The organism is Actinoplanes rectilineatus (assembly GCF_000962825.1).
In the GTDB taxonomy this organism is placed as follows: Bacteria; Actinomycetota; Actinomycetes; order Mycobacteriales; family Micromonosporaceae; genus Actinoplanes; species Actinoplanes rectilineatus.
Window position 1 is genome coordinate 21,532 of the sequence record NZ_JZKF01000068.1, and the last position, 26,898, is coordinate 48,429.

The window sequence follows — 26,898 nt, forward strand, 5'->3', positions numbered from 1 at the left end:
ACCCGATACGAACGGGTGACCCCCTGGGGACTTCCCTAGGTGGCGACCGGGGAGCCACAGTTAACAATGTGAATAGATGCGCGCGCCCATGATCTAGGCTGAGCCGATGCGCAGCCTGCCCGACCCGGAGACGGCCGGCAGCCTCGACGAGCTGGTCGAACGGCTGCGGCTGTTGAAGATGTGGGCGGGCAACCCCTCCTACGTGACGATCACCGAACGGGTCAACGCCGCCTGGACCGGAGCCGGCCGCCCGGCCGGCGAACTGGCCGGCAAGACCACCGTGGTGGACGTCTTCCGCCCCGGCCGGCGCCGCCTCAACACCGACCTGGTGATGTCGGTGGTCCAGGCACTGAACCCCGACCCCGGCTACGCGGAGCGGTGGCGGCTCGCGCTGCAGGCCGCCGACGGGCGAGCCCGGGCCGCCGGGCTGGTCCGCGTCCAGGACTCGCTGCCCCCGGACCTGGCCGAGTTCACCGGCCGCGACGCCGAACTGGACCGGCTGCGCGAGGTGCTGGACGGCGGCACGGCGACCGTCGAGGGGATGGCCGGCGTCGGCAAGACCCAGCTGGCCCTGCACGCCGCCCACCTGCTGCACCACGAACGTCGCTTCGACCGGGTGCTCGTCGTCAACCTGCGCGGCTTCCACCCCGATCCGGCCCAGCCGCCCGCGGACCCGGCCGCGGTGCTGGACGGCTTCCTGCGCGTACTCGGCATGTCTGGACCGCGGATCCCGGCCGCGCTGCACGACCGCACCGCCGCCTTCCGCCGGCTCCTCGACGGCGTACGCGCGCTGATCGTCCTGGACAACGCGGCCGACACCGGCCAGGTCCGCCCGCTGCTGCCCGACCGGCCGGGCTGCACGGTTCTGATCACCAGCCGGCGGCGGCTCACCGGTCTGCCCGGCGGCCGGGTCACCGTCGGCGCGTTCACCCCGGCCGAGGCCCGGGACTTCCTGACCCGCTCCGCACCGGACGCCGCCCCCGGTGACGATCCGGACGCGGCCGGGCGGATCGCCGAGCGCTGCGGTCGTCTCCCGCTAGCGCTGGGCCTGGTCTCCGGCCATCTGCGTACGCGTCCCGCCTGGACTCTCACCGACCACGCCGACCGCCTCGACGAGCACCATCGCACCGGTCACCTGGACAGCGGCGTCGCGCTCGCCCTCGACCTGTCGTACCGGGACCTCGCCCCGGATCTGCAGCGGCTCCTGCGGCTACTGTCGCTGCACCCGGGCCAGGAACTGGGGGCGCATACCGCCGCCGCGCTGGCCGGCCTGGACGTGGCCGCGACCCGCACCGCCCTGCGCCGGCTGAGCACCGATCACCTGGTGCTGGAGGATTCCGTCGACCGGTTCACGTTCCACGACCTGCTCCGCGCGTACGCCGCCGCAAGGTCCCGTGACGAGGACCGCCCCGCCGACCGCCGGGCCGCCCTGACCCGCCTGTTCGACCACTACCTCGCCGCCCTGATGACCGCCGCGGAGCTGCTGTTCCCGACCGATGCCGGCCCGGTTCCGCACGCCGGCGAGGTGCCCGCCATGGACGACCCCAAGTCCGCGCTGAACTGGCTGGACGCGGAACGGGCCAACCTGCTCGCGGTGGCCGCGTACACCGCCGACCACGGCTGGCCGGAGCACACCCTGCGGATGTCCCGGGCCCTCTACCAGTTCCTCAACGGCGCCCACAACGGCGACGCGGTGACGCTGCACGAGCACGCGTACCGCGCCGCCCGCAACCAGGGTGACCTCGCCGGCCAGGGGCACGCGCTCGCCGACCTGGCCGAGGCCGCCCAGCGTCTCGGCCGCTACGCCGACGCGGCCGCCCACCTGCGCCAGGCGTGCGAACTGTTCCGGCAGGCCGGCGACACCGGCGGCGAGTGCCGCTCGCTGAACCTGCTGGGTTCGATCATGGAACGGTCCGGTGACTTCACCGCCGGCGAACCCCACCACCGCCACGCCCTGGAGCTGGCCCGCCGGGCCGACGACCTGAGGGGCCAGGCCCGCGCCCTCGGTTACCTGGGCGACCTGCACCGGCTGCTGGGCCGCCACGACCCGGCCCGGGAGAGCTACCACGAGGCGATGGCCCTGTTCGCCCGGGTCGGCCTCCGGGTCGGCGAGGGTGCCGCCCTGGTCAGTCTCGGTCACGTCGACGTCAAGGCCGGCCGGCACGACCGGGCCGTCGCCTATTTCGAGCAGGCCATCGCCGTGTTCCGCGACATCGGCAACCGCCTCGGCGAGGCCGACGCCCTGGACGGTCTCGGCACGGTGGAGACCCGACGCGGCCACCCCGGCCGGGCCACCGCGTACCACCGGCAGGCCCTGGACATGTTCCGGGAGAGCGGCGAACGGCAGCTGACCGTCTGGGCCCTCAACGGCCTGGGCGAGGCCGCCCAGGCCGCCGGCCGGCACGCGACCGCGCTCGACCACCACACCGAGGCCGAGGAGATCGCCGGCGAGATCGGCATCCGGGAACAGCAGGCCCGCGCCCACACCGGTCTGGGCCGCGCCCACCAGCACCTCGGCGACCAGCTCGCCGCCGCCCGGCACCTGCGCCACGCCCTGGCCCTGTACGCCGGCCTCCCTGAGGCCACCGAGGTCCGCGCCCTGCTCGACGCCCTGGACGCTGGGGACCCGCGTTCGGATTCATTCGGGATCCCGCCATCCATCGACGGTTCTCCCTAGCCTTTCCGTACCGGCGGAAGAGCCTTTCCGTACCGACGGAAAACGGGGGAACAGAAGCATGGCCGTGACCATCCTGCCCAGAAGCACCTGGGCGCCCTACGCCGCAGGACGGGAACGGTCACCGGGTCATGCCGCTGCCCCGCCCAGCTGGAACACCAACCGCAGCTGGAACCCGTCCCTCGGCGGGGTGTTCATCCATCACCGCGGCGGCGACCTGCCGATCGTCAAAGGTGGATACGACACGGAGGAGGACTGCCTCGCCGACATCGCCTCGGTCTACGAGGACCACTGGCAGGACGAGGAGAAGTTCGATCTCGACATCGCCTACAACTTCCTGATCTGCCCGCACGGCAACGTCTACGAAGGGCGCGGCTACATCCGCGGGGAGGCCAACCACGCCGGCAAGGTCGGCGAGATCGGCCGGAACGAGGGCTTCTACTCGATCTGTGGTCTGCTGCGCTCGTCGGACGACCCGACCGTCGCCATGCTGCGGTCCTACCGCGACCTGATCGATCACCTGCGCAACGCCGCGCCCGCCCCGGCGGGCAGCATGATCCTTCCGCATTCGCACGAGTACGCCACCGAGTGCCCCGGCGCCCTGAGCATGTACGCCCGCCCGGGTTCGACGATCGATCCGAACTCCTCCTGGCGCGGTCCCGGCGACCGGTACGTCTACGAGGCCCAGAAATGGGTCAACAGGACCTACAAGGGTGTCGCTCCGGGCTACATCGAGGTGGTGGAGTCCGGATACACCGGATGGCCGACCGTGCTGTCGCTGACTCAGGGCCTGCAGCACGAACTCGGCATCTCCCCCACCGTGCAGAACTTCGGGCCCGGCACGTTCGCCGCCGTCGCGAACCGCAACAAGCTGCCCCGGGAGGAGACCAACCCCCGGATCCAGGGACTGGTCAACGCGGCGCTGTGGGCCAAGGGGTACTGGACCTCCCGCGACATCGGCCTGTGGAACGCCGAGTCGGACGACGCCCTGCTGAAGCTCTACACCGACGCCGGCCTGTCGATATCGAACCGGGCGATGTGGCCGCACGTCGCCCGGTCGCTGATGCGGATGGACCAGTTCAAGCAGGTGCCGGGCGGCAGCAGCGCCATCCGCGGCATCCAGCAACGGCTCAACGCGCGCTACGTCGCCCAGGTCGGCATCCCGGCGATGAGCCTGGTCCCCTGCGACGGCATCTACTCCCGGGACGTGCAGTCCGGCTTCATGATGGCCGTCCAGTACGAACTCGGCCTCTCGCCGGCCGGCATCAACGGCTACTTCGGCCCGGCCACCCAGACCGCGCTCAAGGGCAAGGGTTCCCAGGCGCTCACCGGTGACCTGCGCTACCTGTTCCGCGCGGCGTGCCTGTTCAACTCGCCGGTGCCGGACCCCTTCAAGGCGTACGACCCGGAGGATCTGCGGTTCGACGCGGAGACCCAGAGCCACCTCGACTGGCTGCTCGCCTTCCAGAAGTTCTCGCAGCTGCCCACCACGATGCGCAACGATTACGCCACCTGGGCGCAGCTGCTGGTCTCGTCCGGTGACACCGAGCGCCCGGCGAGCGGCTGTGACGGCATCACCGAGATCACCACAGCACGGGCGCAGGCGCTGCTGGCCAAGGGCTACCGGATCGTCGGCCGGTACCTCGACGAGCACCTGCCCGCCGACGACCCGTACTACCTGGGGAAGGCCCTCAAAACCGGCGAACCGGCGACCATCCTGGCGGCCGGGATGCGCTTCTTCCCGATCTTCCAGTACAACGGCACGGTCCTGGCGAACTTCACCTACGACAAGGGGTACGCCCAGGGCCTGAAGGGCCACGACAAGGCCGTCGAGCACCGCATCCCGGCCGGGACCTGCGTCTACTACGCGGTCGACTACGACGCCCTGGACGTCGACATCGACAGCAGCATCAAGCCGTACTTCGAGGGTGTCCGGCAGGCGTTCGCGGACCGCGGCGGCCGGTACACGTTCGGCGTCTACGGGTCCCGCAACGTGTGCATCCGGATCACTCGCGAGGTCGGGGCGAAGTGGTCCCTGGTCTCCGGGATGTCCTGGGGCTACTCCGGCAACCTCGGTTTCCCGCTGCCGGAGAACTGGTCGTTCAACCAGATCCGCGAGTACGACTTCCAGGCCGGCTGGGGACTGGACCACGACGTGTGGCGCGACAACGGCGATCCCGGCGTCTCCCGCCTGGTCGCGGAGTAGGGGGAAACATCATGGTCACCCGACGCATCCTGCTCGGCACCGCCGCCGGTGCCGGCCTCGCCACCCTCGGCGCGGTCTCACCCGCCGCCGCGGCGGCTCCGACGAAGTCAGCCAACGGCTGGCGCATCGATCCGCGTGCCGTCAGCACGCACCGGATCGCCGGTTCGGCGGCCTCGGTAGCGATCCGCACCGGGGACGTCGCCGCGGTCCTGCTGCACGTCGCCCGCCGCTGGCACTACGAGATCGCCCCGCTCGACTCCGGGGAGGGCGGCGGCGTGATCGGCCACCTCACCACCGTCACGGCCGGTGCCGATTTCGAGTCGAACCACCTCTCCGGCACCGCGCTGGCCCTGCATCCGACCGCGTACCCGCTGGCCGGCAGCGAGACCCTCTGGCCGCACCACGAGGCGATCGTCCGCGACATCCTGCTGGACTGCGCGGGAACGGTCGTCTGGGGCGGCGATCTGTTACCGGCCAAGGCCTCGCACTTCGCCATCGGCGTACCCCCGGGTGAGAAGACCCTCCGGGCCATCGCCGAACGTCTGGCCACGGGCAACGGCCAGATCGAGACCCGCGCCCAGACCGCCGGTACGGTCGCCGATCCGGCCACTCCCGCGCGCCGCTCCCGGGCCCGCGCCCTTCCCCGGCCGCGCTGACGGTCGAGCCGGACGGTCGGTGGAACGCCGGATGCCCGCCGCCTCGTCAGCGGTGGGCATCCGCGTCACATCGGGATCAGACGAGCTTCTTCAGGGCCGTGCCGACCGCACTCACCATGCCGGGGCGGTGACCGTTACGGACCAGGTTGATGGTGATGCCGTCGATGCCGGCGCCCAGCACCCGTTCCTGGACCATCTCGGCGACCTGGTCGGGGGTGCCGGCGAAGGCCCGGTTGCGCCGATCCTCGGGGATGGTCCCGGCGAGTTCCCTGGCCTCCTTCTCGTCCTCGCCCACCATGCCCATGATCAGGAAGCTGGTGGCCAGGGTCGACGGGTCGCGGCCGATCTCCTCGCAGCGCTGGCGCAGCACGCCCACCTTGCGGGCCAGGTCGTCCAGGTCGCAGATGATGTTCATGTGGTCGGCGAAGCGGGCCGCCAGCCGGAACGTCTTCTGCTCGCCGCTGCCGCCCAGCATGACCGGGATGGTGGGGCGTACCCGCGGGTTGTTCATGGCTCCGCGGGTGGTGTACCACTTGCCCTCGAAGGCCGACGCCTCACCCTTGAGCATCGGGGTGATGATGGTGAGCGCCTCCTCGAGGCGTTCGAAGCGCTGGCCGAACGTGCCGAACTCGAAGCCCAGGTCGTGGTGTTCGCGTTCGAACCAGCCGGCGCCGATGCCGAGGACGGCCCGGCCGTGCGAGACCACGTCGAGCGTGGTGACCGTCTTGGCCAGCAGCGCCGGGTTGCGGTACGTGTTGCCGGTGACCAGCGTCGACAGCTGGATCGTCGAGGTCAGCGAGGCCAGGGCGCCGAGGGTCGTGTACGACTCCAGCATGGCGTTCTCCGGCGCCCCGATCCCGGGCAGCTGGTAGAAGTGGTCCATCACCAGGACCGTGTCGAAGCCGGACGCCTCGGCCTCGCGGGCCTGCGCGGCGACCGTGTCGAAGGTCTGCTCGACCGGGACGCCGGGGTAGGTGTAGTTCGGAATCTGGTACCCGAGCCGGATGCTCACTGTGCCTCCGTTAAGCGCCGCAATGTAAGTGGGCTATCACTTGCTAATGTAAGAGCCCTCTTACCGATCGGCAAGCAAGGAGCCGGAAATGGGCTACCACCATGGTGATCTACGTTCGGCGTTGATCGCAGCCAGTTTCGAGCTTCTGGCCGAGAGCGGCCTGCAACGCTTCTCGGTCGCCGCGGCGGCCCGGCGCCTGGGCGTCAGCTCAGCCGCCCCCTACCGCCATTTTCCCGACCGGGCGCACCTGCTCGGCGCGGTCTCGGCCGTCGCCGCCCGGGAGCTGAACGCGGCGATCACCGGCGACCTCGCCGACGCGGCCGGAACGTACGTCCGCTACGTGGTCCGGACCGGCGCCGGCATCCCGGTCATCTACGCCGCCGAACTGCGCGACCTTCCCGACGAGGAGCGCCGGGAGCACACCCGCGCCCTGATGGCGACCCTGATGGAGCTCGCCCTGGACACCGGCGTCGAGACCCGTCAGCAGGCGGTCGCCCTGATGGAGTCGGTCCTGGCAGTCGCGCACGGTTACACGTCGCTGCTCGCCGAGGGCTTCTACGTTCACGGCGACGGCACGGTCGACAGCCTCGCCGACCGCGCCACGACGGCCGCCGCCGCTCTGATCACAGCCGGCCGGGAACCACGAGGATCAGCCAGGTGACGATCGGGATGATCACCACCATGCCGAACCCCCAGCGCATCAGGCCCCGGTAGACGTACTCGCGGCGGTCCTCCGGGGTGTTCGCGACGGTCAGCGCGCCGCTGGTCGAGAACGGACTCGAGTCGACGATCGACGACGACAGCGCCAGCGCGGTGATCAGCCCGACCGCCCCGACCGCGTTCGTCCCGGTCAGGAAGGGCACCGCCAGCGGGATCAGCGCGCCCAGGATCCCGGTGGTCGACGCGAACGCCGACACCGACGCCCCGATGAAACAGATGACCAGTGCCGCGACCAGGGGCGCGCCGACGGTGGCCACCTCCTCGCCGAGCCAGTCGATCGTGCCGAGGGTCTGCATCACCCCGACGTAGAGCACGATGCCGCACACCAGGAGCACGGTCGGCCACGCCACATGACCGACCGCGCCCTTGGCCGCCTCCGGCGCCAGCAGGGTCAGGACCACCGCCACGGTGATCGCCACGAGTCCCACGTTGAGGTCGAAGAAGAGCGCGGTCACCGCCAGCGCCACCAGGCCGACCAGGGTCAGGATCCGGTCACGGTCCAGGCCGGCCGCCTCCTCCGGCTCGGCGCCCGTCCCCTCCGGCTCGGCGCCCTCCTCCTCTTCGGGGGTACGTTCCGCAGCACCGTCATCTCGGCGTCCCAGTAGTTCGCGGCCGCCCCAGACGAAGTAGGCCACCACGCTGATCGCCAGGTTGACCACGAACGAGGCGGCGAACAGCAGCATCGGGTCACCGGGCAGGCCGGCCTTCTCCACCACGCCGTTGGTGATGCCGCCGAAGATGCTGATCGGCGAGAATCCACCGGCACTGGCCCCGTTGATGATCAGCAGGCCCATCATCAGCGGGTTGATCCGGTAGCGGACGGCGAAGCCCATCCCGATCGGGGCGATGATCGCCACCGAGGCCGGCACGACCGCGCCCATGGCGGTCAGGGCCGCGGTGACCAGGAACATGATCCACGGAATCAGGCCGACCCGGCCGCGGACCGCGCGGATCGCGGCCTGGACCAGCCAGTCGACGGTGCCGTTGGCGGTCGCGATGGCGAACAGGTACGTGACTCCGACGAGGATGACGAACAGTTCGCCGGGGAAGCCGTCCAGGACGGCGTCGGTCCTCTCGTCCGGATCCGCTCCCGGCAGGGCGGTGACGCCGAGGACGAACGCGGCGACGATGGCCAGCGCACCCAGGTTGACCGGGCGCACCGTGGCGATCAGGAAGATGACGGCGAGGACGACGATCGAGACGATTTCTACCGACATCGAAGCCTCCGGAATGGGGTCTTCAGCCGGAACAACTATGGTCTTCGCCACAGAGCGTGGTCAATACTTGACAATTGATCAACTTCAATATCGTTTACGCTGGCTCCATGAGTGCTGCCGGTCGTCATTTCCTGCAGATACCGGGACCCACGAACACCCCCGACCGGGTGCTGCGCGCCATGGCCGCGCCCACCATCGACCACCGCGGACCACGATTCGCCCAGCTCACCGCGGAGATCCTGGAAGGCCTGCGGCCGGTCTTCGGCACCACCGAACCGGTCGTCGTCTACCCCGCCTCCGGCACCGGCGCGTGGGAGGCCGCCCTGGTCAACACCCTCTCCCCCGGCGACCGGGTGCTCTGCTTCGAGACCGGGCACTTCGCCGGCCTGTGGCGGGAGATGGCGATCCGTCTCGGACTCGAGGCCGACGTCGTCCCCGGCGACTGGCGGCACGGCGTGGACCCGGCGCAGGTCACCGACCGTCTCGCCGCCGACCCCGGGCACACCGTCAAAGCGGTGCTCGTCGTCCACAACGAGACGTCCACCGGCGTGACCAGCCGGATCCCGGAGATCCGCGCCGCGATCGACGCCGCCGGGCATCCGGCGCTGCTGATGGTCGACACCGTCTCGTCGCTGGCCTCGATCGAGTACCGGCACGACGACTGGGGTGTCGACGTCACCGTCGCCGGCTCGCAGAAGGGCCTGATGCTGCCACCCGGGCTGAGCTTCAACGCGATCAGCGCCAAAGCCCGGGACGCGTCGCGGACCGCCCGGCTGGCCCGGTCGTTCTGGGACTGGCAGCCGATCATCGAGGCGAACCGCAACGGCCTGTTCCCGTACACCCCGGCCACCCATCTGCTGTACGGGCTGCGGGAGGCCCTCGCCATGCTGACCGAGGAGGGGCTGCCGCAGGTGTGGGCCCGGCACCAGCGGCATGCCGAGGCGACGCGGCTGGCCGTACGACGCTGGGGTCTCGAGGTGCTGTGCCGCGACGAGCGGGAGTTCTCCGGATCGCTGACCGCCGTCGTGGTGCCCGACGGCCACGACGCCGACAAGATCCGGGCCACCGTGCTGGAACGCTGGAACATGTCGCTCGGCGGGGGACTCGGCAGGCTGGCCGGCCGGGTGTTCCGCATCGGCCATCTCGGCGACTTCAACGACCTGATGCTGGCCGGGACCCTGTCCGGCGTGCAGATGGGCCTGATCGCCGCCGGCGTCCCGGCCGACCCGTCCGGGATCACCGCCGCCCTGGAAAGGCTGCAACGCCCGTGACCGATTTCGAGCACGAGCTGACCGGGGCGCTCGGCGGCCGGACCGGGTTCGACGCGTACACCCGGCACCTCTACTCGCGGGACGCCAGCATGTACGCGATCGAACCCCGCGGCGTGGCCTTCCCCCGGGACGCGGACGACGTCGCCGCCGCGGTCACGATCGCCGGACGGCACGGCGTGCCGATCGTCGCGCGCGGCGCCGGCACCAGCCTGGCCGGCCAGACCGTCGGATCGGGCCTGGTCCTGGACCTGTCCCGGCACCTGCACGAGATCGTCGCGATCGACCCGGAGGCGCGGACCGCCCGGGTGCAGCCCGGCGTCGTGCAGGACCAGCTGAACCGGGCCGCCGCCGCGCACGGCCTGATGTTCGGGCCGGACACCTCGACCAGCAACCGCGCCACCCTCGGCGGCATGATCGGCAACAACTCCGCGGGCAGCGGTTCGGTCCGGCACGGGATGACCATCGACCACGTCCGGGAACTCGCGGTGGTCCTCTCCGACGGCACCCACGCCCGTTTCGGATCAGACCGCCGCGACGCGCCCCGGTCCGGGACCGTGGAGAGCGAGATCTACCGGCGACTCCCCGGTCTGCTCACCCCGGAAGTGCTCGCCGGTTTCCCGCCGTACTGGCGACGGGCCTGCGGATACCCCCTGGACCGGCTGGCCGCCGGCCCGGGGTTCGACCTGGCCCGGTTCGTCGTCGGCTCGGAGGGCACCCTGGTCACCGTCACCGAGGCCCTCGTCGACCTGGTCCCCCGGCCCCGGCACACGATGATCGCCGTCGGGCACTTCACGTCGGTGCTCGGCGCCGTCGAGGCCACCGGCGACGCCCTCGCCGGCGAACCGTCCGCGGTGGAGATGATGGACCGCACCATCCTCGACCTGTCCCGCCGGAAGATCGAGTACGCCGGCCTGGGACAGCTCCTGGCCGGCGACCCGGCGGCCCTGCTGTTCGTCTCGTTCGCCGGCGACGACGAGCGTGAGCTGCGCGGACGGCTGGACCGGCTGACCGCACGGTGGAAGCGCCACGGACACGGATATCACACCGTGCGCGCCGAGACCCCGGCCCAGCAGGCCGGCCTGCTCAAGGTCCGGGCGGCGAGCCTGGGCCTGCTGATGGCGGCGAGCACCGGAACGCTGCGCCCGCTGGCCTTCGTCGAGGACACCGCCGTCGACCCGGCCCGCCTGGCCGACTACACCCGGGACTTCCAGAAGGTGCTGGACCGGCACGGGCTGCACGCCGGTTTCTACGGCCACTGCTCGGTGGGCTGCCTGCACATCCGCCCGTTCGTGGACGTCCGCCGCCCCGAGCACCGCCGGGCGATGCGGGCGGTGGCCGAGGAGATCAAGGACCTGGTCGTCGCGTACGGCGGCGTCAACTCCAGCGAACACGGCGACGGTCTGGCACGCAGCGAGTTCAACCGGGAGATCTTCGGCGACGAACTCTATGCCGCGCTGCGTACCGTGAAGGAGATCTTCGATCCGCACGGCTTGATGAATCCCGGAAAGATCGTGGACGCACCGCCGATGACCGACCACCTCCGCGACGCGGCCCTCCCACCCGCACCACCGATACGCACCCGCCTGGACTTCACGGTCGTCGGCGGCATGCGGGACACGGCGGACCGGTGCATGAACATCGGGCTGTGCCGCAAGGACGCCACCGGCGTGATGTGCCCGTCCTACATGGCCACCCGCGACGAGGAACACTCCACCCGCGGCCGGGCGAACGCCCTGGTCAAAGCCCTCTCCGAAGCCGACCCCCGGGCCGGGCTGAGCGACGACCGCCTGCACGGGATCCTCGACCTGTGCCTGATGTGCAAGGCCTGCAAGAGCGAATGCCCGCTCGGCGTCGACATGGCCGCCCTGAAGGCCGAGACCCTGGCCGCCCGGCACGACACCCACGGCGTCCCGCTCCGGTCGCGCCTGTTCGGTGCCATCCGCACGGTGAACCGCCTCGGCGCGGCCACCGCCCCGCTCGCCAACCTCCTCACCCGGTCGGCCCCGCTGCGCCGGCTCCTCGACCGCCGGCTGGGCATCACCGCGGCCCGGCCGTTGCCGCGGTTCGCCCGCACCGACCTGATCCGCTGGTTCCGTCACGTTCACCGGCCACCCGGCCCGGAGATCATCCTGCTCGCCGACTCGTTCACCACCTGGACCGAACCGTCCGCCGGACAGGCCGCCGTCACCCTCCTCACCGCGGCGGGCTGGCGGGTGCGGCTGGAGAGCGGCGGCTGCTGCGGGCGCGCGAGCTACTCCAAGGGCCTGCTCGACGACGCCCGGCGCCGGGCCGCGGCGCTCGTCACCCGGCTGGCCGGATCGTCGTCGCCGATCGTCGGATGCGAACCGTCCTGCGTTCTCACCCTGCGTGACGAACACCGGCAGCTGCTCCCCGACGACCCCCGCGTACCCGGTGTCGCCGGCCGGGTCCGGCAGATCGAGGAGATCCTGCTCGACGCCGACCTCCCGCTCACCGGCCGGTTCGCCGGGCGGCGCATCCTCTACCACGGACACTGCCACCAGAAGGCCGAGGTGGGCACCGCCGCGACCCTGGCACTGCTGCGCCGGATCCCCGGCGCGGAGGTGGTCGAGGTCGACGCCGGATGTTGCGGCATGGCCGGATCCTTCGGGTACGAGTCGGAGCACTACGACCTGTCGATGACCATCGCCGAGAGCCGCCTCCTGCCGGCCGTCCGGAACGAGCCCGCATCCACGATCGTGGCGGCCACCGGCTTCTCCTGCCGGCAGCAGATCCGGCACGGCACCGAACGGGTGGCCCGGCACCCCCTCGAGTTGCTCCTCGAGGCCTGTTCTGTGGATCCTGGTTCTCGTTCCTCGAAACGGTGACAGAACGGCGGAGTCCGCCGTTTTCGGGAAGGATTTGTCGATGTCGCACCGTGATCTCATCCGGCGGGAGTTCGCCCGGCAGGCCGGAACCTTCGAGGACAGCCGCCTCAACGATGCCTTCACCCGGCACCTCGACCGGCTCGTCGACTTCGCCGCACCCACCGCCGACGACGTGTGCCTGGACGTCGCCTGCGGCACCGGGATGGTCGCCCGGGCCCTCGCCGGCCGGGCCCGGCACGTCACCGCCCTCGACCTGACACCGGAGATGCTGGCCACCGGCAAGGCGAGCGCCGACGCCGCGCACCTGCGCAACGTCGTCTTCCAGGAGGGCGACGCCGCCCGGCTGCCCTTCGTCGGCGGCTCGTTCTCGCTGGTCGTCACCCGGTTCTCGATGCATCAGGTGACCGAACCGGAGACGGTGCTGGCCGAGATGGTCCGGGTGTGCCGTCCGGGCGGCCGGCTCGTGGTCGCCGACCTGGTGCGGACACCGGGACTGCGCGGCGACCCGGACCGGATGGAACGACTGCGCGACCCGTCGCACGGCGCGATGCGTACCGTCGCCGAGATCGAGCAGGCGATGGTGGTGGCCGGGGCGGCCCTGGTGGCCTCCGAGGTGTTCGAGGTGGAACGGCCGCTGCGGGTGTGGCTCGACCAGTCCCGGACCCCGGCGGACGTGGGCGCCGGCATCGAGGCGGAACTGCGCGCCGAACTGGACGGTGGAGAGCCGACCGGGATGCGGCCGCTGCTGGTCGACGGGGAGCTCTGGTTCACCCAGACGTGGTCGCACATCACGGCCCGTGCGGTCTGACCTGACTTTCTTTTCCGGTTGCAGGATGGCCGGCTCTCCGGTTGCGGGGTGCTGGCAGGATGACCGGCGATGATCCGTCGACTGCTGACCGTCCTGCCGGTCGTTCTGGTGCTGGGTGCCTGCGCGGCGCCCGGCACGACCCCGCAGACCTGGCCCGGGCCGCCGTCGGTGTCCCCGGTCCCCGGGCTGGTCTCCCCGACCGTGCTGCCGACCTGCCCGCCGTCCGGGGTCCGGATGCGGTTCACCGACGGAGACGCGGCGATGGGGCTGCGGGTCGTCCGGCTGACACTGACGAACTGCGGTTCGCAGACCTACCGGGTCGGCGGCTACCCCGAGCTGCGGCCCCTCGACGCGGACCGAGCCGTGCTCGACGTGACGGTGCTGCCCGGCGTCACCGAGATCTCCACCGGCCTGGAACAGCTCGACATCCCGGACAGTGAGGTGGTGCTCGCCCCCGGCCAGATGGCGAGCGCCGCGGTGGCGTGGCGCAACACCTACGAGGCCGGCCTCGAGTCGGTGAACGTGGACTCCGTGTCGGTGTCCCCGCAGGAGGGCCGCCCGTTCCAGACCGTCACCCCGGACCACCCGTTCGACCTGGGCAGCACCGGACGGCTCGGCGTCACCCGTTGGGAAGCCGACAGCACGAGCCCCTCGTCATGATCGTCTCGTCGACAGACAACGGCATCAACCTCCGATCTCGCGTTCCGCGCCCCTCCTATCTCGCCTTCGTGGGTGAGGGCTGGTCCTCTTCTCGGCGTGGCGTCAAGCCGTACACGACGGCCGGCCCCGGTACTGCCATCGCTACCGCTCGAGTCACGTCTCCTGGTCAGCCGTAGACGACGGCTCGAGGGTGCCCGCTGTCGGCAGCGGCTCAACCACGAGCAGAAACCGACCACAACCGACGGCTGGCACCCCCCGAGCCGTCCCTGATGGCTGAACAACGCCTCCCAGTCAGCCGTGGAGGACGGCCCAGCCGACCGAGCCGTCCTCCGCGGCTGTCCGGAAGACCGATAACAGCCGTGGAGCACGGCCGACCAACCCCCAGCCGTCGCCCACGGCTCAACCACAAGTCGAAAACAGCCGTGGAGCACGGCTGGGCAGCCCTCAGCCGTCCTCTACGGTCCGTTTTCGAAGCGGAAGCAGCCGTGACCGACGGCTGGGCTACCACCAGCCGTCGATGACGGTTGTCCAGCGTCGTGGGAGAGCCGTGGACGACGGCCGGGGTGGCCGGGACGCCACGTGACTCGCGTTGACCTTGACCGGAGGCGGCACCGTGGCGAACGGCTGGACCACACCGGTACGGCGAGACCCTGGGAAGAGGCGCGCGGCGCAGCGGATGTGGACCGGTGAACGGAGGAGACAGCGGCCCCACGGCGAACCGCGAGGACAGGCGTGGACCGGCGAACGAAACAGAGACCCGCGCGGCGGACCCCGAAGTCAACCGTGGACCAGCGCATGAGGCGGGAACACGGGCGTCGGAACTACGAGTCAGGCACGGAATGACGAGTCACGCGCGGAACGACGAGTCACGCGCAGAGCGACAAGTCAGGCGCAGAACGACGAGTCACGCGTGGAACGGCGGGGGAGGCAAGGGCGCGCGCACGCGGCGGGCGATGGTGACGGCCACGTCGTCGCGGCCGTGTGGGGCCACCACCTGCAGGCCGACGGGCAGGCCGTCGACCAGCCCGGCCGGGACGCTCACCGCCGGATGCCCGGTGATGTTGAAGTCCCAGCACAGGTCGCCGACGAAGTCGCCGGCCACCGGGCCGTCGTACGGGTGCGCCACCCCCAGCGTCGTCGGTGTGACGATCGCGTCGACCTGAGCGAACACGTCGGCCAGGGCCAGGTCGGCCTGTCGCCGCAGGTCGAGCGCGTGCCGGACCTGCGCATCGGTGGCGCCGCGCCCGGCGTCGAGGGCCGCCATCGTATCCCACGCGTCGTCCGGCGGCGCCAGCTCCAGCGGCACCTCGACGACCGAGAGATCGCCCAGTCGGGACCGGACCACCGCCGCCGTCGCCGGGTCAGCCGTCCCACGACCGAAACTGGTCAGGAACGCCACCCGCCACGGCTGATCACACTCGGACGCCGGGACGGGCCAGCGTGGCAGGGCTGCCGGGTCGTGCCGGTCCGGGCCGCTGACCAGCGAGGTCGCCGCCACCACGAGGTCCAGGTCGGCGCCGATCAGGCCGGGGACGGCCAGACCGGTGAGCGTCCGACCCCGGCGCGGGACCCGTCCGGCCGTACCCTTGAATCCCGCAACGCCGCAGAAGGCCGCCGGGATCCGCAGCGATCCCCCACTGTCTCCGCCGGTCGCCAGGGGCACGACTCCGGCCGCGACCGCTGCGGCGGCGCCCGCCGACGATCCGCCCGGTGATCGGGAGAGATCCCACGGGTTGCGGGTGAAGTCCCGGCCGTTCCAGCCGTGCGTCTGCGAGTCGGTGCCGGGCCGGTTGCGGGTCGAGACCCCGATCGGAACCGCACCGGCTGCGACCAGGCGGGTCACGATCGGGGCGTCCGGCCGAGTACCGGATTTGATCAGGAACGGCAACCCGGCGAGCGGCGCGTCCGGGTCGACCCGCCGGGCCGCCGCGCGGGCGCCCGCCGGGTCGAGGCTCTCGGCGAAGTGCAGCACCGGGTCCAGGCGGGCGGCGGCGGCCAGTGCCGCCTCGACGCGGCCGGTCACACCGTGGTCAGCCACGCACCGACCTCGTCGCTGGTCACCAGCGACTTGTGCTGCAGGTAGTGCACCATCTTGAGGGCGTCGTCGTGGGCCTGCTGCGACGACCCGCTGACCACGTCGGTGACCACGTTGATGAACAGGTCGCGCTGGTGCGCGTCGACCGAGGTGTACAGGATGCAGATGTCCGTGAACCCGCCGATCATGATCAGGCTGTCCACGTCGTAGGCGCGCAGCACGATGTCGAGTTCGGTGCCGAAGAACGACGAGTACCGCCGTTTGCGGATGTGGAACTCCTCGGGAAGCGGGGTGAGCCCATGCGCCAATGAGGTGCTCGGCTCCCCCTCGATGCAGTGCGGCCCCTCGGATCCGTCCAGCTCGCGACCGATGTCGATCAGGTGCGGCTTGTGCACTTCCTGAACCCAGATGACGGGTACGCCCTTGGCCCGGCACGCGTCGACCATGGTGATCGCCTTGCCGAGCTGGTCCTTGGCGTAGACCGGGTCGGCACCGGTCAGCGGCCCGCCCTGGAAGTCGACGACGAGCAGTGCGGTCTTTCCTTCGATGTTCACCGCTGTCCCTTCAGAGGCTCGTGAGCCAGGCGTGCACGGCGGCGCTGGAGACCAGCCCGTCGCGCTGGAGGTACTTCATCGCCCGCAGGGCCGCGTCGTGCAGCTCCTGCCCGGAGCCGACCACCATGTCGGACACCGTACGGAAGTGGTAGTCGTACTGATGCGCGTCGAGGGCGGTGTAGTGGATGCACACGTCGGTCATCCCGCCGATCAGGATCACCGTCTCGGCCTTGTATCCGCGCAGCACGATGTCGAGTTCGGTGCCGAAGAACGCGGAGTAGCGGCGCTTCTGGATCAGGTACTCCTCCGGGCGGGGCTCCAGCCCGGGGTGCAGTGCGGTCCGCGGGTCGCCCTCGATGCAGTGCGGACCCTCGTTGCCGTCCAGTTCACGGCCGATGTCGACGAGTGACGGCTTGTGCACCTCCTGGATGAAGACGACCGGGACTTCGGCGGCCCGGAACGCGGTGACCATCTCGACGGCTTTGGCGTTGCGTTCGGCCCGGCCGGGCATCCAGGTCTGCTCGGGTTTGCTGGGCATGAACGGGTTGGCGTTGCCGCCGCCCTGGATGTCGACGACCACCAGGACGACGTTGCCGACCGGCTTCAGCTCCTCGTTCGGGGTGATATCGGTGACCTGCACGGGCATGAGGAGAGACCCCTTAGGAGAGACGGACGCGGGGATCGACGACCGCCAGCGCGATGTCGACGAGTGCGTTGACCACGACGTAGAAGGCGCCGAGCAGCAGGCTGATCGTGGCGACCGTGGCGGTGTCGGCGCCGCCGATCGCGCGGACCAGGAACTGACCGAGGCCGTTCCAGGAGAAGATCTGTTCGACCACCACCAGGCTGGACAGCATCATGCCGACCTGGACGCCGAGCAGGCTGAGTGCCGGGCTGGCCGCGTTGCGCAGCCCGTGCCGCCGGAGCACCGCCGACTCGGTCTCGCCGAGGGAACGGGCGGTCCGGGCGTACGCCGACCGCAGGCTGGTGCTGAGGCCGTCGGCGAGGACCCGGGCCAGGGCGACGCCGGGGCCGAGGCTGGCGGCCAGGGCGGGCAGGATCAGATGCCGCAGAGCATCCATCGCGTACGGAAGATTCCCGGTGAGCAGGCCGTCGAGCACGTACATGCCGGACAGTCCGGTGCTCGGGCCGTATCCGGTACGCCCGGAGACCGGCAGCCAGTGCAGCTGGACGAAGAAGATCAGCACGCCGCCGGTGGCGATCAGGAATGCCGGGGCGCTGGCCGCGCTGAACAGGATCAGTCGCAGCACCCCGGAGAACCGGCTCTTCAGCGTGTAGACCCGGGCCAGCAGGATGCCGATCAGCACCGAGAAGAACACGGTCCACAGCGCGAGTTCGGCGGTGGCCGGGATGCGCTGGGCCAGTTCGGCGGCGACCGGGCGGCGGGTGGCCAGGCTGGTGCCGAGGTCGAGCCGGGCCAGCCGGGACAGGTAGTCGGCGAACTGCACCCAGATCGGCTGGTCCAGGCCGAGCCGGGTGCGCATCGCGGCGACCGCGTCGGCGGAGGCGTTCGCGCCCAGGTAGCCGCGGACCGGGTCACCGCCGTACCGGCTGATCAGGAAGACCAGCACGAGCAGCGCGAACAGGACGACGATCAGGGAGGCGATCCGGCGGACGGTGAAGCGCAGCATGTCAGGCTCCCTTACCGCGCAGGACGGCCCGCAGACCGTCGCCGGCATAGTTGAACAGCAGCGAGAGCAGTCCGACGGCCAGTCCGGGGAGCACCGGGATCCACCAGGAGTTGACCACGTACTGCAGGCCGGCCGACGCCATCAGGCCCAGTTCCGGGGCCGGGGCGGGCGCGCCGAGGCCGACGAACGACAGGGCCGCGACGGTGACGATCACCCCGCCGATGTCCAGGCTGGCGGTGACCGCGACGGTCGGCAGCACGCTCGGCAGGACGTGCCGCAGCACCAGGCGGGTGCCGCGGGTGCCGCTCATCCGGGCCGCCTCGACGTGCAGGGCCCGGGCGGTGCGGCGGACCTCGCCGCGGACCAGCCGGGCGTAGAGCGGCCACCACACCACCGTGATGGCGATCATCGAGCTGGTCAGGCCGGTGCCCAGGCCGGCGGCGACGGCCATCGCGACGATGGTGGCGGGCAGTGCCAGGAACAGGTCGGTGACCCGCATGAGCACGGTGTCCAGGACGCCGCCGACGAATCCGGCGAGGGTGCCGATCAGCATGCCGGCCACGGCCGCGATCACCGTGACGACCAGGGCGGTGAGCAGGCTGGTGCGGGTGCCCTCGAGGATGCGGGTGGCGATGTCCAGGCCGAGTTCGTCGGTGCCGAACAGGTGCCCGGCCGACAGCGGCGGCAGGTGCGGCGCCCCGGACGGGATGATCGAGGAGTACGGCGAGAGCAGCGGCCCGATCAGCGCGGCGACCAGCACCACGGACAGCATCACCACCGCCAGGGTCTCGCCGCGTCTAAGCCAGGACGGCATCGAGCAACCTCCGCCCGTATTCGCTGGTCATGTCGGTGCTCATCGAGGCGGCCGGCACCTGTTCGACGATCGTCCCGTCGCTGATCACGTCGACCCGGTCGGCGATGATCCGGGCGGCGGCCAGGTCGTGGGTGACGAACAGGATCGACAGGCCGAGTTCGTGGCGCAGCAGGTTGAGCAGGTTCAGCACCGAGCAGGCCACCGACACGTCGAGCGCGCTGGTCGGTTCGTCGCAGAGCAGCAGTGCCGGTGGCACCACGATGGCCCGTGCGATGGCGACGCGTTGCCGCTGTCCGCCGGAGAGCTGGCCGGGCCGGGAGCCGGCCAGCGCGGGGTCGAGGGCGACCCGTTCCAGCGCGAGGCGTACCCGCTGATCTCTCTCCTTCTTGGGAAGATCTTCGAGGCGTTCGGCGAGCAGCTGCCCGACGGTGCGCCACGGGGTCAGCGACGCGCCCGCGTCCTGGAAGACGACCTGCACGCCGGCTCCCTGGGTGCGGTCCACGTAGACGTCACCGGCGTCGGCCGTCTCCAGCCCGGCGACGATGCGCAGGATGGTGGACTTGCCGGAGCCGGACTCCCCGACCAGCGCCACGCTCTGGTGCCGGGCGACCCGCAGGTCGACGCCGGTGAGCACGGTCTTGTGGGCCGCGCCGAACAGGCCGCCGGTGCGGAAGCTCTTGGTGACCCCGGCCAGCTCCAGGGTGTGGCCGCCCCGGACCTCGGTGCGTTCCCGGGTGAAGGACGACCAGTGCAGGTCGCCCCGTTCCCAGCGGTGTTCCAGGTCGTCCGGCGCGGCTCCGGTCTCGCGCATCGCGGTGAGCACGGTCGGGTCGGGCAGCCCGATCGGTCGCTGCCGGTCGGTGGACAGCGTCAGCCGGGAGGCGACCAGCCGCTGCGTGTAGGGCTCGGCCGGTGCGCCGAAGACGGTCGCGGCCGGTCCGCGTTCCACCAGTCGGCCGTGCCGCATCACGGCCACCTCGTCGCACATCGCCCGGGCCACGCCGAGGTCGTGGGTGATGAACAGGACACCGCAGCCCAGGCGCTCGCGTTCGCGGGTCAGCAGGCGCAGGATCTGCGCCTGGACGCTGACGTCGAGCGCGGTGGTGGGCTCGTCCGCGACGAGCAGTGCCGGCCCGCGGGCCAGGGCCAGCGCGATCATCACGCGCTGCCGCATGCCGCCGGAGAGCTGATGAGGGTACGCGCGGAGCACGGTCCCCGGATCGCGGATCTCCACCGCCTCCAGCCAGCGCAGACTCTCCTGCTTGCTGCCGGTGACGCGGGTCAGCATCCGGCCGACGGTCATCGTCGGGTCCAGCGACGACATCGGGTCCTGGAAGACCGTGGTCACCCGGTGGCCCCGGACGCCGTCCCAGCCGGCTTCCGCGGTGACGTCCAGGTCGACGCCGTCCACGCGTACCGTGCCGTCCGCCTCCACGTGCGTCTCCCGGGTGAGCAGACCCTGGACGGCGGCGCCGATCGTGCTCTTGCCCGACCCCGATTCGCCGACCAGGCCCACGCACTGTCCGGGTGCGACGGTCAGCGACACGTCGTCGACGGCGAGCACCGCCGGGGTCCGCGAGGTGTACCGGATGCTGAGTCCGGCCACCTCGAGAACCCCGGCGTGGGGCTTGCTCATGCTCCGGCCGGGTGCAGGACGGCCAGGTTCAGCACACCGGTGATCACCGGGTGGTAGGACTGTTCGACACCGGCGACGTCGTCGGCGAAGACCGCGGTGCCGAGACTGGTGGCGACGGTGTACCACCAGCCGGACTCGCTGACCTGGGACGCGACCTGGGCGTACAACTGCTGGTCGCCGGTTTCGCGGGCCTTGCCCAGGGTGTCGGACAGGCCGGGCACCTCGGCGCCGAACAGGTCCAGGCCGCCCTTCGGGGTGTAGAACACGGTGGCCCAGGCGTCCGGGTGTGCGGTGTCCGGGAATCCGGCGAAGAACGTGATGTCCGGGCCGGCCGCGCCCTTCTCCAGTTCGGGGAAGTAGGTGCCCAGGGCGTAGCCGGTGCTCTGCGCCGTGATTCCGGCGGCGTTCAGCACGGCGGCGAGGTTGTCGCTCAGGTTCTTGGCATCAGCGCTCGTCGCACCGTACGCAATCTTGATGGTCTTGCTCTTGAGGGAGCCGGCGGCGAGCGACGCGAGCTTGGTCCCGTCGTGGGTGATCTTCTGCTGGTCGTCGGCGCCGGTGAGGAGGTTGGCCGGGAAGACGCCGGTCGCGGGCTTGCCGACCGCGCCGAGGGCTTTGGTCGCCAGGTCGGTGAAGTCGACGCCGGCCAGCAGGTCGAGCCGGGTGGCCTGGTCGGCGAGGGTGGCACTCTTCGGGTTCAGGAACATGGTCGGCGTCTGCATGCTGGAGAACTGGTACGTCTTGAGCTTCTCCTTGGCCTGCAGGGCCGTGAAGGTCGTGCTGTCGCTGTATCCGGCGAGCCCGTCCAGTTCGCCGTTCTCCAGCTGGAGCTGGATCGTGGAGAGGCTGGAGACCACCGAGAACTCCACGGTCGGATATCCCGGCTTGGCGCCCCAGTACCCGTCGTACGCCGTGAGCTGGTACGACGTGTCCGGCGTGAAGGTGCCGTACCGGTAAGGCCCGGTGCCCGCGTCGTTGCTGGCGAACCAGTTCTCGCCGTCCGCGCTGTACGGGTGTGCCTCGATCGCCGCCGGGCTGACGATCTTCGGGCCGAACGGGGAGGCGAGCAGGTCGAGGAAGGCGCTGTTCGGCGCGTCGAGGGTGATGACGACCTGCTTGTCGCTGGGCGTCGCCACGCTCTTGACGTCGCCGACCATGTACGCCGGGCCCTCGCCGACGTCGGTGCGCCGCTGGAAGCTCTTCTCCACGGCGGCCGCGGTGAACGGCGTGCCGTCGTGGAAGGTGACGCCTTCGCGCAGGTCGAAGGTGAAGACCGTGTTGGTCGGGTCGGCGCTCCACGTCGTGGCGAGGGCCGCGGTCAGCTCGGCCTTGTCCTGGCCGGACTTGTAGGTGACCAGGCCCTCGTAGGCGCTGTTCACCAGGTTCAGCTCGGGGCCGTCGTAGGCGGTGTCCGGGTCGGGAGTCTTGACACCGCCCAGAAACGCGAGCTTGAGAAGATCGTCGCCGGCAGCGGCGGAGGTGCCGGGCGTGCCACCGCCGGAGCAGGCGGCGAGAAGTGTCAGGGAGATGGTCAGCAGGGCGGCGGAGGCGGTCTTGCGAAGCACGGGACCCACCTTTCTGATTTCCGATCGCCTGCCTATCAAGCGATAGGCTGTGGTGGACGAAAGAAAAGCCGCTGGATGAGGCGGCGATGTTGACTCGGTGTTTCCAGCAGGAAACTTTGACCAGGAGGCGATCGGCCATGGCGGCCACGGGGCGCGAACGGATCCTGCAGGCCGCGGCGGAGTTGTTCGCCGCTCAGGGTTTCGCGGCGACGTCGACGCGGGAGATCGCGGAGCGGGCTGGAGTGCGGCAGCCGTCACTCTATGCGCATTTCAAGGTTAAATCGGACATATTGCTAGAACTGCTGGTCGAGACGCTGCGGCCCGCGGTCTCACAAGCGGACGTCCTGATGCTGTCACCGCTGCCGGCCCGCGATCGGCTGGTCGCCCTGCTCGACTTCGACATCCGCGCGCTCTTCGCCGGCCGGCGGCCGGTCGCCGTCCTCGGGCTGCTCCCCGAGGTGCGCGGCCCGGAGTTCGCCGAGGCTCACGAACTGCGGGAGCGCCTCCGCACCGGGTACACCGCCCTGATCCGCGACGTACTCACCGCACTGGGCCACCCGCCGGGCGAGGAATACCTGCGCCGGATCAGCGGGATCGTCTTCGCCGTGGTGGAGAGCATCAACCTCCGCCGGTACGAGGACCCGTCGCTCACGGTCGACGACGCGGTCCGCGACACGACGACGGCGATCCTGCGCATTCTCGGCGCCTGATCTTCCCCGGGTACGGGATCCACTATATGTTGACGTGGATCCAACCTAGGGAGACGTTCCGTGACCTCACTCCTGATCGCCCCGGTGGTCACCATGGACCCGGCCGCGCCCCGGGCCTCGGCCCTCGCCGTCGACGGTGACCGCATCCTCGCCGTCGGCAGCGTCGACGAGGTGCGGGCCGCGTGCCCGCCGGACACCCCGGCCGAAGAGATCGACGGTGTGATCGTTCCCGGGCTGATCGACGCTCACCTGCACATGCAGCGCGGCGGGCTCAAAGTGGTGTCGCTCGGCGGCTCGTCCTGGGACGCCCCGGCGCTCGTCGCCGAGATGGACCGCACCTTCGACCTGGACGAGTGGCCGGCGGACTCCGCACCCACACCGGACGACCGGGCCACCGGGCTGCGATTGATCCAGCCGCTGCTGCACGCTCTCGGGATCACCAGCGTGGTGGATCCGGCTGTCACGGCGGACGAGATGCGCGCCTATCAGCGGGCTTGGTCCGCCGACGAGCTGACCATGCGGGTGACCGCGATGCCGCACGCCACGCTGTCTGATTTATCCGGCATCGGCATTCACACCGGCTTTGGTGACGATTTTTTACGAATCGGTGGTGTCAAAGTCTATTTCGATGGTGAAGGAATGAAACGGCAGGCCCTGCTGGAGACCGAGTGGACGCCCGGCTCCGGCGACCTCGGCCTGCAACGCCTCACCGACGACGAGTTCCTCGCCCTGGCGTCGTACTGCGCCCGGCACGGCTGGTCGCTCGGCGTGCACGCGGTCGGCGGCGGCGCGGTCGCCGCGGTGCTGCGGATGTTCGCCGAGATCGACCGGGAGACCCCGATCCGCGACCTGCGCTGGCAACTCATCCACGCCTACCTGGAGCCGTCCGCGGAGAGCATGGCCCTGGCCGCCCGGCTCGGCGTGGTCGCCTCCCTGCAGCCGTCGATCCACTGGCGCAACGCCGACGGACTCATCGCACACCTCGGCGAGCGGGCCGTCGCGGCTGATCCGATCCGGTCCTGGCTGGACGCCGGGGCGACCGTGGCGCTCGGCTCGGACGGCCCGTTCTTCCCGTTCGACCCGCGGCACCTGATGTGGAAGTCGCGCACCCGGATGGCCCGCGGCCTGCCCCACCCCGTCGCCCCCGCGCAGGCCATCACCGGTTTCGAGGCGCTGGCCGGATACACGACCGGGGCCGCGTACGCCGCGTTCGCCGAACGGGACCGCGGCATGCTGCGCGCCGGGATGCTGGCCGACTGGGTGGCCCTGTCCGTCGACCCGACCACCTGCGATCCCGAAGCCATCCGTACCGCCACCGTCCGGCGCACCGTCGTCGGCGGCCGGACCGTCTATTCCGGAGATGATCTGTGACCAGCCCCGAAGCCCGTGTCCGCGAACTCGGCCTGACCGTTCCCGACTACGCGGACCCGCCCTACGGCGGCCGCTACGGCACGGTGAAACCCTTCCACCGCGTCGGCAACCTGCTGCTCCTGTCCGGCATCACTCCCGAGGACCGGGCCGGCAACCGGCTGCACCCCGGCCGGCTGGGCGACGACGTCACCGTCGAGCAGGGCCGCGAGGCCGCCCGGATGACCGCCGTCAACGCCCTCGGCCTGATCCGCCTGGCCGTCGGCAGCCTGGACCGGGTGACCGCCATGGGACGGAACCTGTGCTTCCTGCTTACCACTGAGGATTTCGAGGATCTGCACCTGGTCTCGGACGGCGCCTCGCAGCTCTTCGTGGACGTCTTCGGACCCACCGTCGGGGTGGCCGGCCGGGCATCGATCGGGGTGTCCGCGCTCTCCCGCAAGAACTGTTTCGAGCTGTGGACCGAGCTGGAGGTGGTGGATCACCCATAAGGGTGATGAGATCGATATATAGGTATTTATAGTCGTCAGGGCGCCGGGCCAGTAGACAAACCACCCGAACCGCGCGGACGAGACACGTGTCATGCCCCGCGAGGGTGTTCCCATGACTGGTGCACGTGAGACTAGAGTCTCGGACATGAAAAGGCAGGTCTTCATGGGTGCCGGGGAGATTCGCAAGTGCCTCGGCGTGTCCCGGCAACGGGCGTATCAGATCATGAACCGGCGGGACTTCCCACCGCCCTACCAAACCCTCGAAATGGGCAAGATCTGGGAGAGGGAGACCTTCGAGGCGTGGCTCCAGATCCACCGCCCGAACCTCCACCTCGACCACTTCTGACCACCGTCCGCCACCCCTTCGTCGCGGCACCCCTCCCCGGTGCCGCGCCCCTTCCACCCCTGTCACATGATCAGCTGGTGAGCACCGGCATCCTGATGGACATCGACGGCACCCTCCAGGCCCGCGGCACGGTCATCCCCGGAGCCGTCGAAGCGGTCAGCGAGCTGCGCGCCGGCGGATTCCGGCTGCGTTTCCTCACGAACACCGACGCCAAGACGCCCGAGACCATCAGACAGACCCTTCTCGGGTACGGCCTGAAGGTCGCCGCCGACGAGTTGTTCACCCCGGCCGTGGCCGCGCAGCACCTCTGCACCCGCCCGGGCGTCCGCGCGTACACCCTGGTGGCCCCCGCGATAGCCGGCATGCTCCCCGCCGCGCCCGCCCCGGGCCCGTACACGCACGTGATCGTCGGCGATTGCAGCGCGACCCTGAACTACACCGTCCTGGACGAGGCCTTCCGAGCCCTGCGCGCGGGCGCAACCCTGGTGGCCCTGCAGCGGGGCCGTTACTACCGGGCAGCCGACGGCGACCACCTGGACACCGGCGCCATCGTGGCAGCCCTGGAGTACGCGGCCGGCGTCCAGGCTGAGGTCCTGGGCAAGCCGTCCACCGACTTCTTCACGATGGCCGCCGGCTCCCTGGGCCTCGCACCGGCCGACTGCCTGGTGGTGGGCGACGACGCCACCACGGACATTGCCGGCGGCCGCGCGGCGGGCCTGCGCACGGTCCAGGTCCGCACCGGCAAATACGCCGACCAGCAGGCCGAGGCCCTCCCCACCGTCGCCGACCACACCATCGACTCGGTGGCCGACCTGCCGGCCCTCCTCCGAGCCCCCGCTCAGTAACGGCCATACCCCTGCCCTGAAGCCGGCCGAACAGGCGACCACCCGTGGCCACAGCCGCTACCCGCGACCTGGACCGGCTGACTCGACCGACGCGAGGCTCAGCCCCGCGTCCAAGTCGAGCCGTTGCCAGTCACCGCGCTCGGCGAGTCGACCGGCGGTGTGAGAGTCGCCGGCGTCAGCGCGGGCGCGCAGTGCCTCGAAGTCGCCGCGCTCGACCGACAACGTGACCAGCGGTTCGCGAGCCTGCCATTCGCACCCCCCGGGAGTTTCTTTAAAGAAGCTTTAAGGAACGCTTGCTCTGCGTCATGAACTGCTGCCACATCATTGCTCGTATTTCTCGGCACAAGCAGTACCGAGACGAAGAGGAGCCGTGCATGTATCGACGCGGAGGCAGCAGCCGGATGCGCAAGCTGTTGATTGGAGGTGCCGCCGCAGCACTGCTCGGTTCGGCTCTGGCGGTCGGCACGGGGATGAGCCAGGCCGCCGAACAGGACAACGCCGGTACCATTAACGCGTTGGTGCCGGCGTTGGGTTTCAGCCCGGGAGATCCGAATGCGACGGCCGACCGCGTGGGCCCCACCGGGGTGAATGTTCCCGGCCGTTGCCCACCCACTCAAGCACAGGTGAACGCGCAGGTAGCGCTCAAGAATACGATCCTGCCGAGCGGCACGGACCTTGAAAGCCGCATCCAGCGTTTCGAGAAGACCTTGTCCGCGATTCAAGACCTGAAATGCCCCGCATCCTCCACGACTCTGCTGGGCCGCCTGAAATCGCTGACCGCACTGCGAGCGGACGCGAACCGCGATGACATC

Annotated in this window: 22 protein-coding genes and 1 pseudogene; 14 read left to right on the forward strand and 9 right to left on the reverse strand. The window is 70.6% G+C overall.

Features of this window, described 5'->3' with window-relative positions:
* The first annotated feature begins 106 nt into the window (after nt 1-106).
* Genes WH85_RS34620 through WH85_RS34630 form a run of 3 tightly spaced genes read left to right on the forward strand, consistent with a single transcriptional unit; the run spans nt 107 to nt 5,536 of the window.
* Nucleotides 107-2,677, forward strand: a complete 2,571-nt coding sequence (locus WH85_RS34620; RefSeq protein WP_045746318.1) for a tetratricopeptide repeat protein — start codon at nt 107-109, stop codon at nt 2,675-2,677.
* A 58-nt stretch (nt 2,678-2,735) separates the two neighbouring features.
* A complete protein-coding gene (locus tag WH85_RS49235; RefSeq protein WP_083449474.1) occupies nt 2,736-4,880 on the forward strand; it encodes a glycoside hydrolase domain-containing protein in 2,145 nt (714 codons plus the stop codon).
* A gap of 11 nt (nt 4,881-4,891) precedes the next feature.
* Entirely contained in the window at nt 4,892-5,536 is a 645-nt protein-coding gene (locus tag WH85_RS34630; protein WP_045746319.1) for a hypothetical protein, read from the forward strand.
* A 76-nt stretch (nt 5,537-5,612) separates the two neighbouring features.
* On the opposite strand, the gene WH85_RS34635 is transcribed toward WH85_RS34630, so the two are convergent.
* Nucleotides 5,613-6,548 (reverse strand): LLM class F420-dependent oxidoreductase, encoded by a 936-nt coding sequence (locus WH85_RS34635; protein WP_045746320.1) that lies wholly within the window; start codon nt 6,546-6,548, stop codon nt 5,613-5,615.
* 88 nt (nt 6,549-6,636) lie between these two features.
* On the opposite strand from WH85_RS34635, the gene WH85_RS34640 reads away from it, so the two are divergent.
* On the forward strand, nt 6,637-7,209 hold the full coding sequence (locus WH85_RS34640; RefSeq protein WP_045746321.1) for a TetR/AcrR family transcriptional regulator: 573 nt from the start codon (nt 6,637-6,639) through the stop codon (nt 7,207-7,209).
* On the opposite strand, the gene WH85_RS34645 is transcribed toward WH85_RS34640, so the two are convergent.
* Entirely contained in the window at nt 7,172-8,485 is a 1,314-nt protein-coding gene (locus WH85_RS34645; RefSeq protein WP_045746322.1) for an SLC13 family permease, read from the reverse strand. The two genes, WH85_RS34640 and WH85_RS34645, sit on opposite strands and share 38 nt — an antisense overlap.
* Before the next feature lie 107 nt (nt 8,486-8,592).
* Here WH85_RS34645 and WH85_RS34650 point away from each other — a divergent pair, with 107 nt between their 5' ends.
* The 4 genes from WH85_RS34650 (at nt 8,593) to WH85_RS34665 (ending at nt 14,070) form a co-directional block, all read left to right on the forward strand.
* Nucleotides 8,593-9,756: a pyridoxal-phosphate-dependent aminotransferase family protein gene (locus tag WH85_RS34650; RefSeq protein WP_045746323.1), complete on the forward strand. Its 1,164-nt coding sequence runs from the start codon at nt 8,593-8,595 to the stop codon at nt 9,754-9,756.
* Nucleotides 9,753-12,602: an FAD-binding and (Fe-S)-binding domain-containing protein gene (locus WH85_RS34655; RefSeq protein ID WP_045746324.1), complete on the forward strand. Its 2,850-nt coding sequence runs from the start codon at nt 9,753-9,755 to the stop codon at nt 12,600-12,602. The genes WH85_RS34650 and WH85_RS34655 overlap by 4 nt, the downstream gene beginning before the upstream one ends.
* A 40-nt stretch (nt 12,603-12,642) precedes the next feature.
* Nucleotides 12,643-13,410 (forward strand): class I SAM-dependent methyltransferase, encoded by a 768-nt coding sequence (locus WH85_RS34660; protein WP_045746325.1) that lies wholly within the window; start codon nt 12,643-12,645, stop codon nt 13,408-13,410.
* A 69-nt stretch (nt 13,411-13,479) separates the two neighbouring features.
* On the forward strand, nt 13,480-14,070 hold the full coding sequence (locus WH85_RS34665; RefSeq protein WP_052721012.1) for a DUF4232 domain-containing protein: 591 nt from the start codon (nt 13,480-13,482) through the stop codon (nt 14,068-14,070).
* 904 nt (nt 14,071-14,974) lie between these two features.
* On the opposite strand, the gene WH85_RS34670 is transcribed toward WH85_RS34665, so the two are convergent.
* From WH85_RS34670 to WH85_RS34700, 7 genes are read right to left on the reverse strand one after another with little or no spacing between them, the layout of a single operon-like run.
* On the reverse strand, nt 14,975-16,108 hold the full coding sequence (locus WH85_RS34670; protein ID WP_083449475.1) for an amidase family protein: 1,134 nt from the start codon (nt 16,106-16,108) through the stop codon (nt 14,975-14,977).
* Nucleotides 16,090-16,659 carry a cysteine hydrolase family protein gene (locus WH85_RS53350; protein WP_052721013.1) on the reverse strand — a complete coding sequence of 190 codons (570 nt, stop codon included), beginning with the start codon at nt 16,657-16,659 and terminating at the stop codon, nt 16,090-16,092. Before WH85_RS53350 ends, WH85_RS34670 begins: the two co-directional genes overlap by 19 nt.
* A 10-nt stretch (nt 16,660-16,669) precedes the next feature.
* Nucleotides 16,670-17,299: a cysteine hydrolase family protein gene (locus WH85_RS34680; protein WP_211275540.1), complete on the reverse strand. Its 630-nt coding sequence runs from the start codon at nt 17,297-17,299 to the stop codon at nt 16,670-16,672.
* A 19-nt stretch (nt 17,300-17,318) separates the two neighbouring features.
* The gene (locus WH85_RS34685) at nt 17,319-18,311 is read right to left on the reverse strand and encodes an ABC transporter permease (RefSeq protein WP_045746328.1); all 993 of its coding nucleotides are present in this window, start codon (nt 18,309-18,311) and stop codon (nt 17,319-17,321) included.
* Between the two features lies 1 nt (nt 18,312).
* A complete protein-coding gene (locus WH85_RS34690; protein ID WP_045746329.1) occupies nt 18,313-19,125 on the reverse strand; it encodes an ABC transporter permease in 813 nt (270 codons plus the stop codon).
* A complete protein-coding gene (locus tag WH85_RS34695; RefSeq protein ID WP_045746330.1) occupies nt 19,109-20,761 on the reverse strand; it encodes an ATP-binding cassette domain-containing protein in 1,653 nt (550 codons plus the stop codon). Before WH85_RS34695 ends, WH85_RS34690 begins: the two co-directional genes overlap by 17 nt.
* A complete protein-coding gene (locus tag WH85_RS34700; protein ID WP_169792524.1) occupies nt 20,758-22,326 on the reverse strand; it encodes an ABC transporter substrate-binding protein in 1,569 nt (522 codons plus the stop codon). Before WH85_RS34700 ends, WH85_RS34695 begins: the two co-directional genes overlap by 4 nt.
* A 137-nt stretch (nt 22,327-22,463) precedes the next feature.
* Between WH85_RS34700 and WH85_RS50935 the strand changes: the two genes are divergently transcribed.
* The 6 genes and pseudogenes from WH85_RS50935 to WH85_RS49245 form a co-directional block, all read left to right on the forward strand.
* Nucleotides 22,464-23,036, forward strand: coding sequence for a TetR/AcrR family transcriptional regulator (locus tag WH85_RS50935; RefSeq protein ID WP_063775575.1), 573 nt, complete (start codon nt 22,464-22,466; stop codon nt 23,034-23,036).
* Nucleotides 23,037-23,096: 60 nt separating this feature from the next.
* Nucleotides 23,097-24,407, forward strand: a complete 1,311-nt coding sequence (locus tag WH85_RS34710) for an amidohydrolase (RefSeq protein ID WP_045746332.1) — start codon at nt 23,097-23,099, stop codon at nt 24,405-24,407.
* Complete coding sequence (locus tag WH85_RS34715; RefSeq protein WP_045746333.1) at nt 24,404-24,895, forward strand: RidA family protein; 492 nt, start codon at nt 24,404-24,406, stop codon at nt 24,893-24,895. The genes WH85_RS34710 and WH85_RS34715 overlap by 4 nt, the downstream gene beginning before the upstream one ends.
* Nucleotides 24,896-25,040: 145 nt before the next feature.
* Nucleotides 25,041-25,241, forward strand: coding sequence for a lyase family protein (locus WH85_RS34720; RefSeq protein ID WP_245674217.1), 201 nt, complete (start codon nt 25,041-25,043; stop codon nt 25,239-25,241).
* A 95-nt stretch (nt 25,242-25,336) separates the two neighbouring features.
* Nucleotides 25,337-26,086: an HAD hydrolase-like protein gene (locus WH85_RS34725; protein WP_045746341.1), complete on the forward strand. Its 750-nt coding sequence runs from the start codon at nt 25,337-25,339 to the stop codon at nt 26,084-26,086.
* A gap of 401 nt (nt 26,087-26,487) precedes the next feature.
* Nucleotides 26,488-26,898, forward strand: a pseudogene (locus WH85_RS49245) (hypothetical protein); the annotation flags it as partial.

Excerpts from the sequence above, each read along its gene's own strand:
- WH85_RS34620 (WP_045746318.1), top strand. The coding sequence starts at position 107 with ATGCGCAGCCTGCCCGACCCGGAGACGGCCGGCAGCCTCGACGAGCTG.
- WH85_RS49235 (WP_083449474.1), top strand. The coding sequence starts at position 2,736 with ATGGCCGTGACCATCCTGCCCAGAAGCACCTGGGCGCCCTACGCCGCA.
- WH85_RS34630 (WP_045746319.1), top strand. The coding sequence starts at position 4,892 with ATGGTCACCCGACGCATCCTGCTCGGCACCGCCGCCGGTGCCGGCCTC.
- WH85_RS34640 (WP_045746321.1), top strand. The coding sequence starts at position 6,637 with ATGGGCTACCACCATGGTGATCTACGTTCGGCGTTGATCGCAGCCAGT.
- WH85_RS34645 (WP_045746322.1), bottom strand. The coding sequence starts at position 8,485 with ATGTCGGTAGAAATCGTCTCGATCGTCGTCCTCGCCGTCATCTTCCTG.
- WH85_RS34650 (WP_045746323.1), top strand. The coding sequence starts at position 8,593 with ATGAGTGCTGCCGGTCGTCATTTCCTGCAGATACCGGGACCCACGAAC.
- WH85_RS34660 (WP_045746325.1), top strand. The coding sequence starts at position 12,643 with ATGTCGCACCGTGATCTCATCCGGCGGGAGTTCGCCCGGCAGGCCGGA.
- WH85_RS34665 (WP_052721012.1), top strand. The coding sequence starts at position 13,480 with ATGATCCGTCGACTGCTGACCGTCCTGCCGGTCGTTCTGGTGCTGGGT.
- WH85_RS34685 (WP_045746328.1), bottom strand. The coding sequence starts at position 18,311 with ATGCTGCGCTTCACCGTCCGCCGGATCGCCTCCCTGATCGTCGTCCTG.
- WH85_RS34690 (WP_045746329.1), bottom strand. The coding sequence starts at position 19,125 with ATGCCGTCCTGGCTTAGACGCGGCGAGACCCTGGCGGTGGTGATGCTG.
- WH85_RS34695 (WP_045746330.1), bottom strand. The coding sequence starts at position 20,761 with ATGAGCAAGCCCCACGCCGGGGTTCTCGAGGTGGCCGGACTCAGCATC.
- WH85_RS50935 (WP_063775575.1), top strand. The coding sequence starts at position 22,464 with ATGGCGGCCACGGGGCGCGAACGGATCCTGCAGGCCGCGGCGGAGTTG.
- WH85_RS34720 (WP_245674217.1), top strand. The coding sequence starts at position 25,041 with ATGAAAAGGCAGGTCTTCATGGGTGCCGGGGAGATTCGCAAGTGCCTC.
- WH85_RS34725 (WP_045746341.1), top strand. The coding sequence starts at position 25,337 with ATGGACATCGACGGCACCCTCCAGGCCCGCGGCACGGTCATCCCCGGA.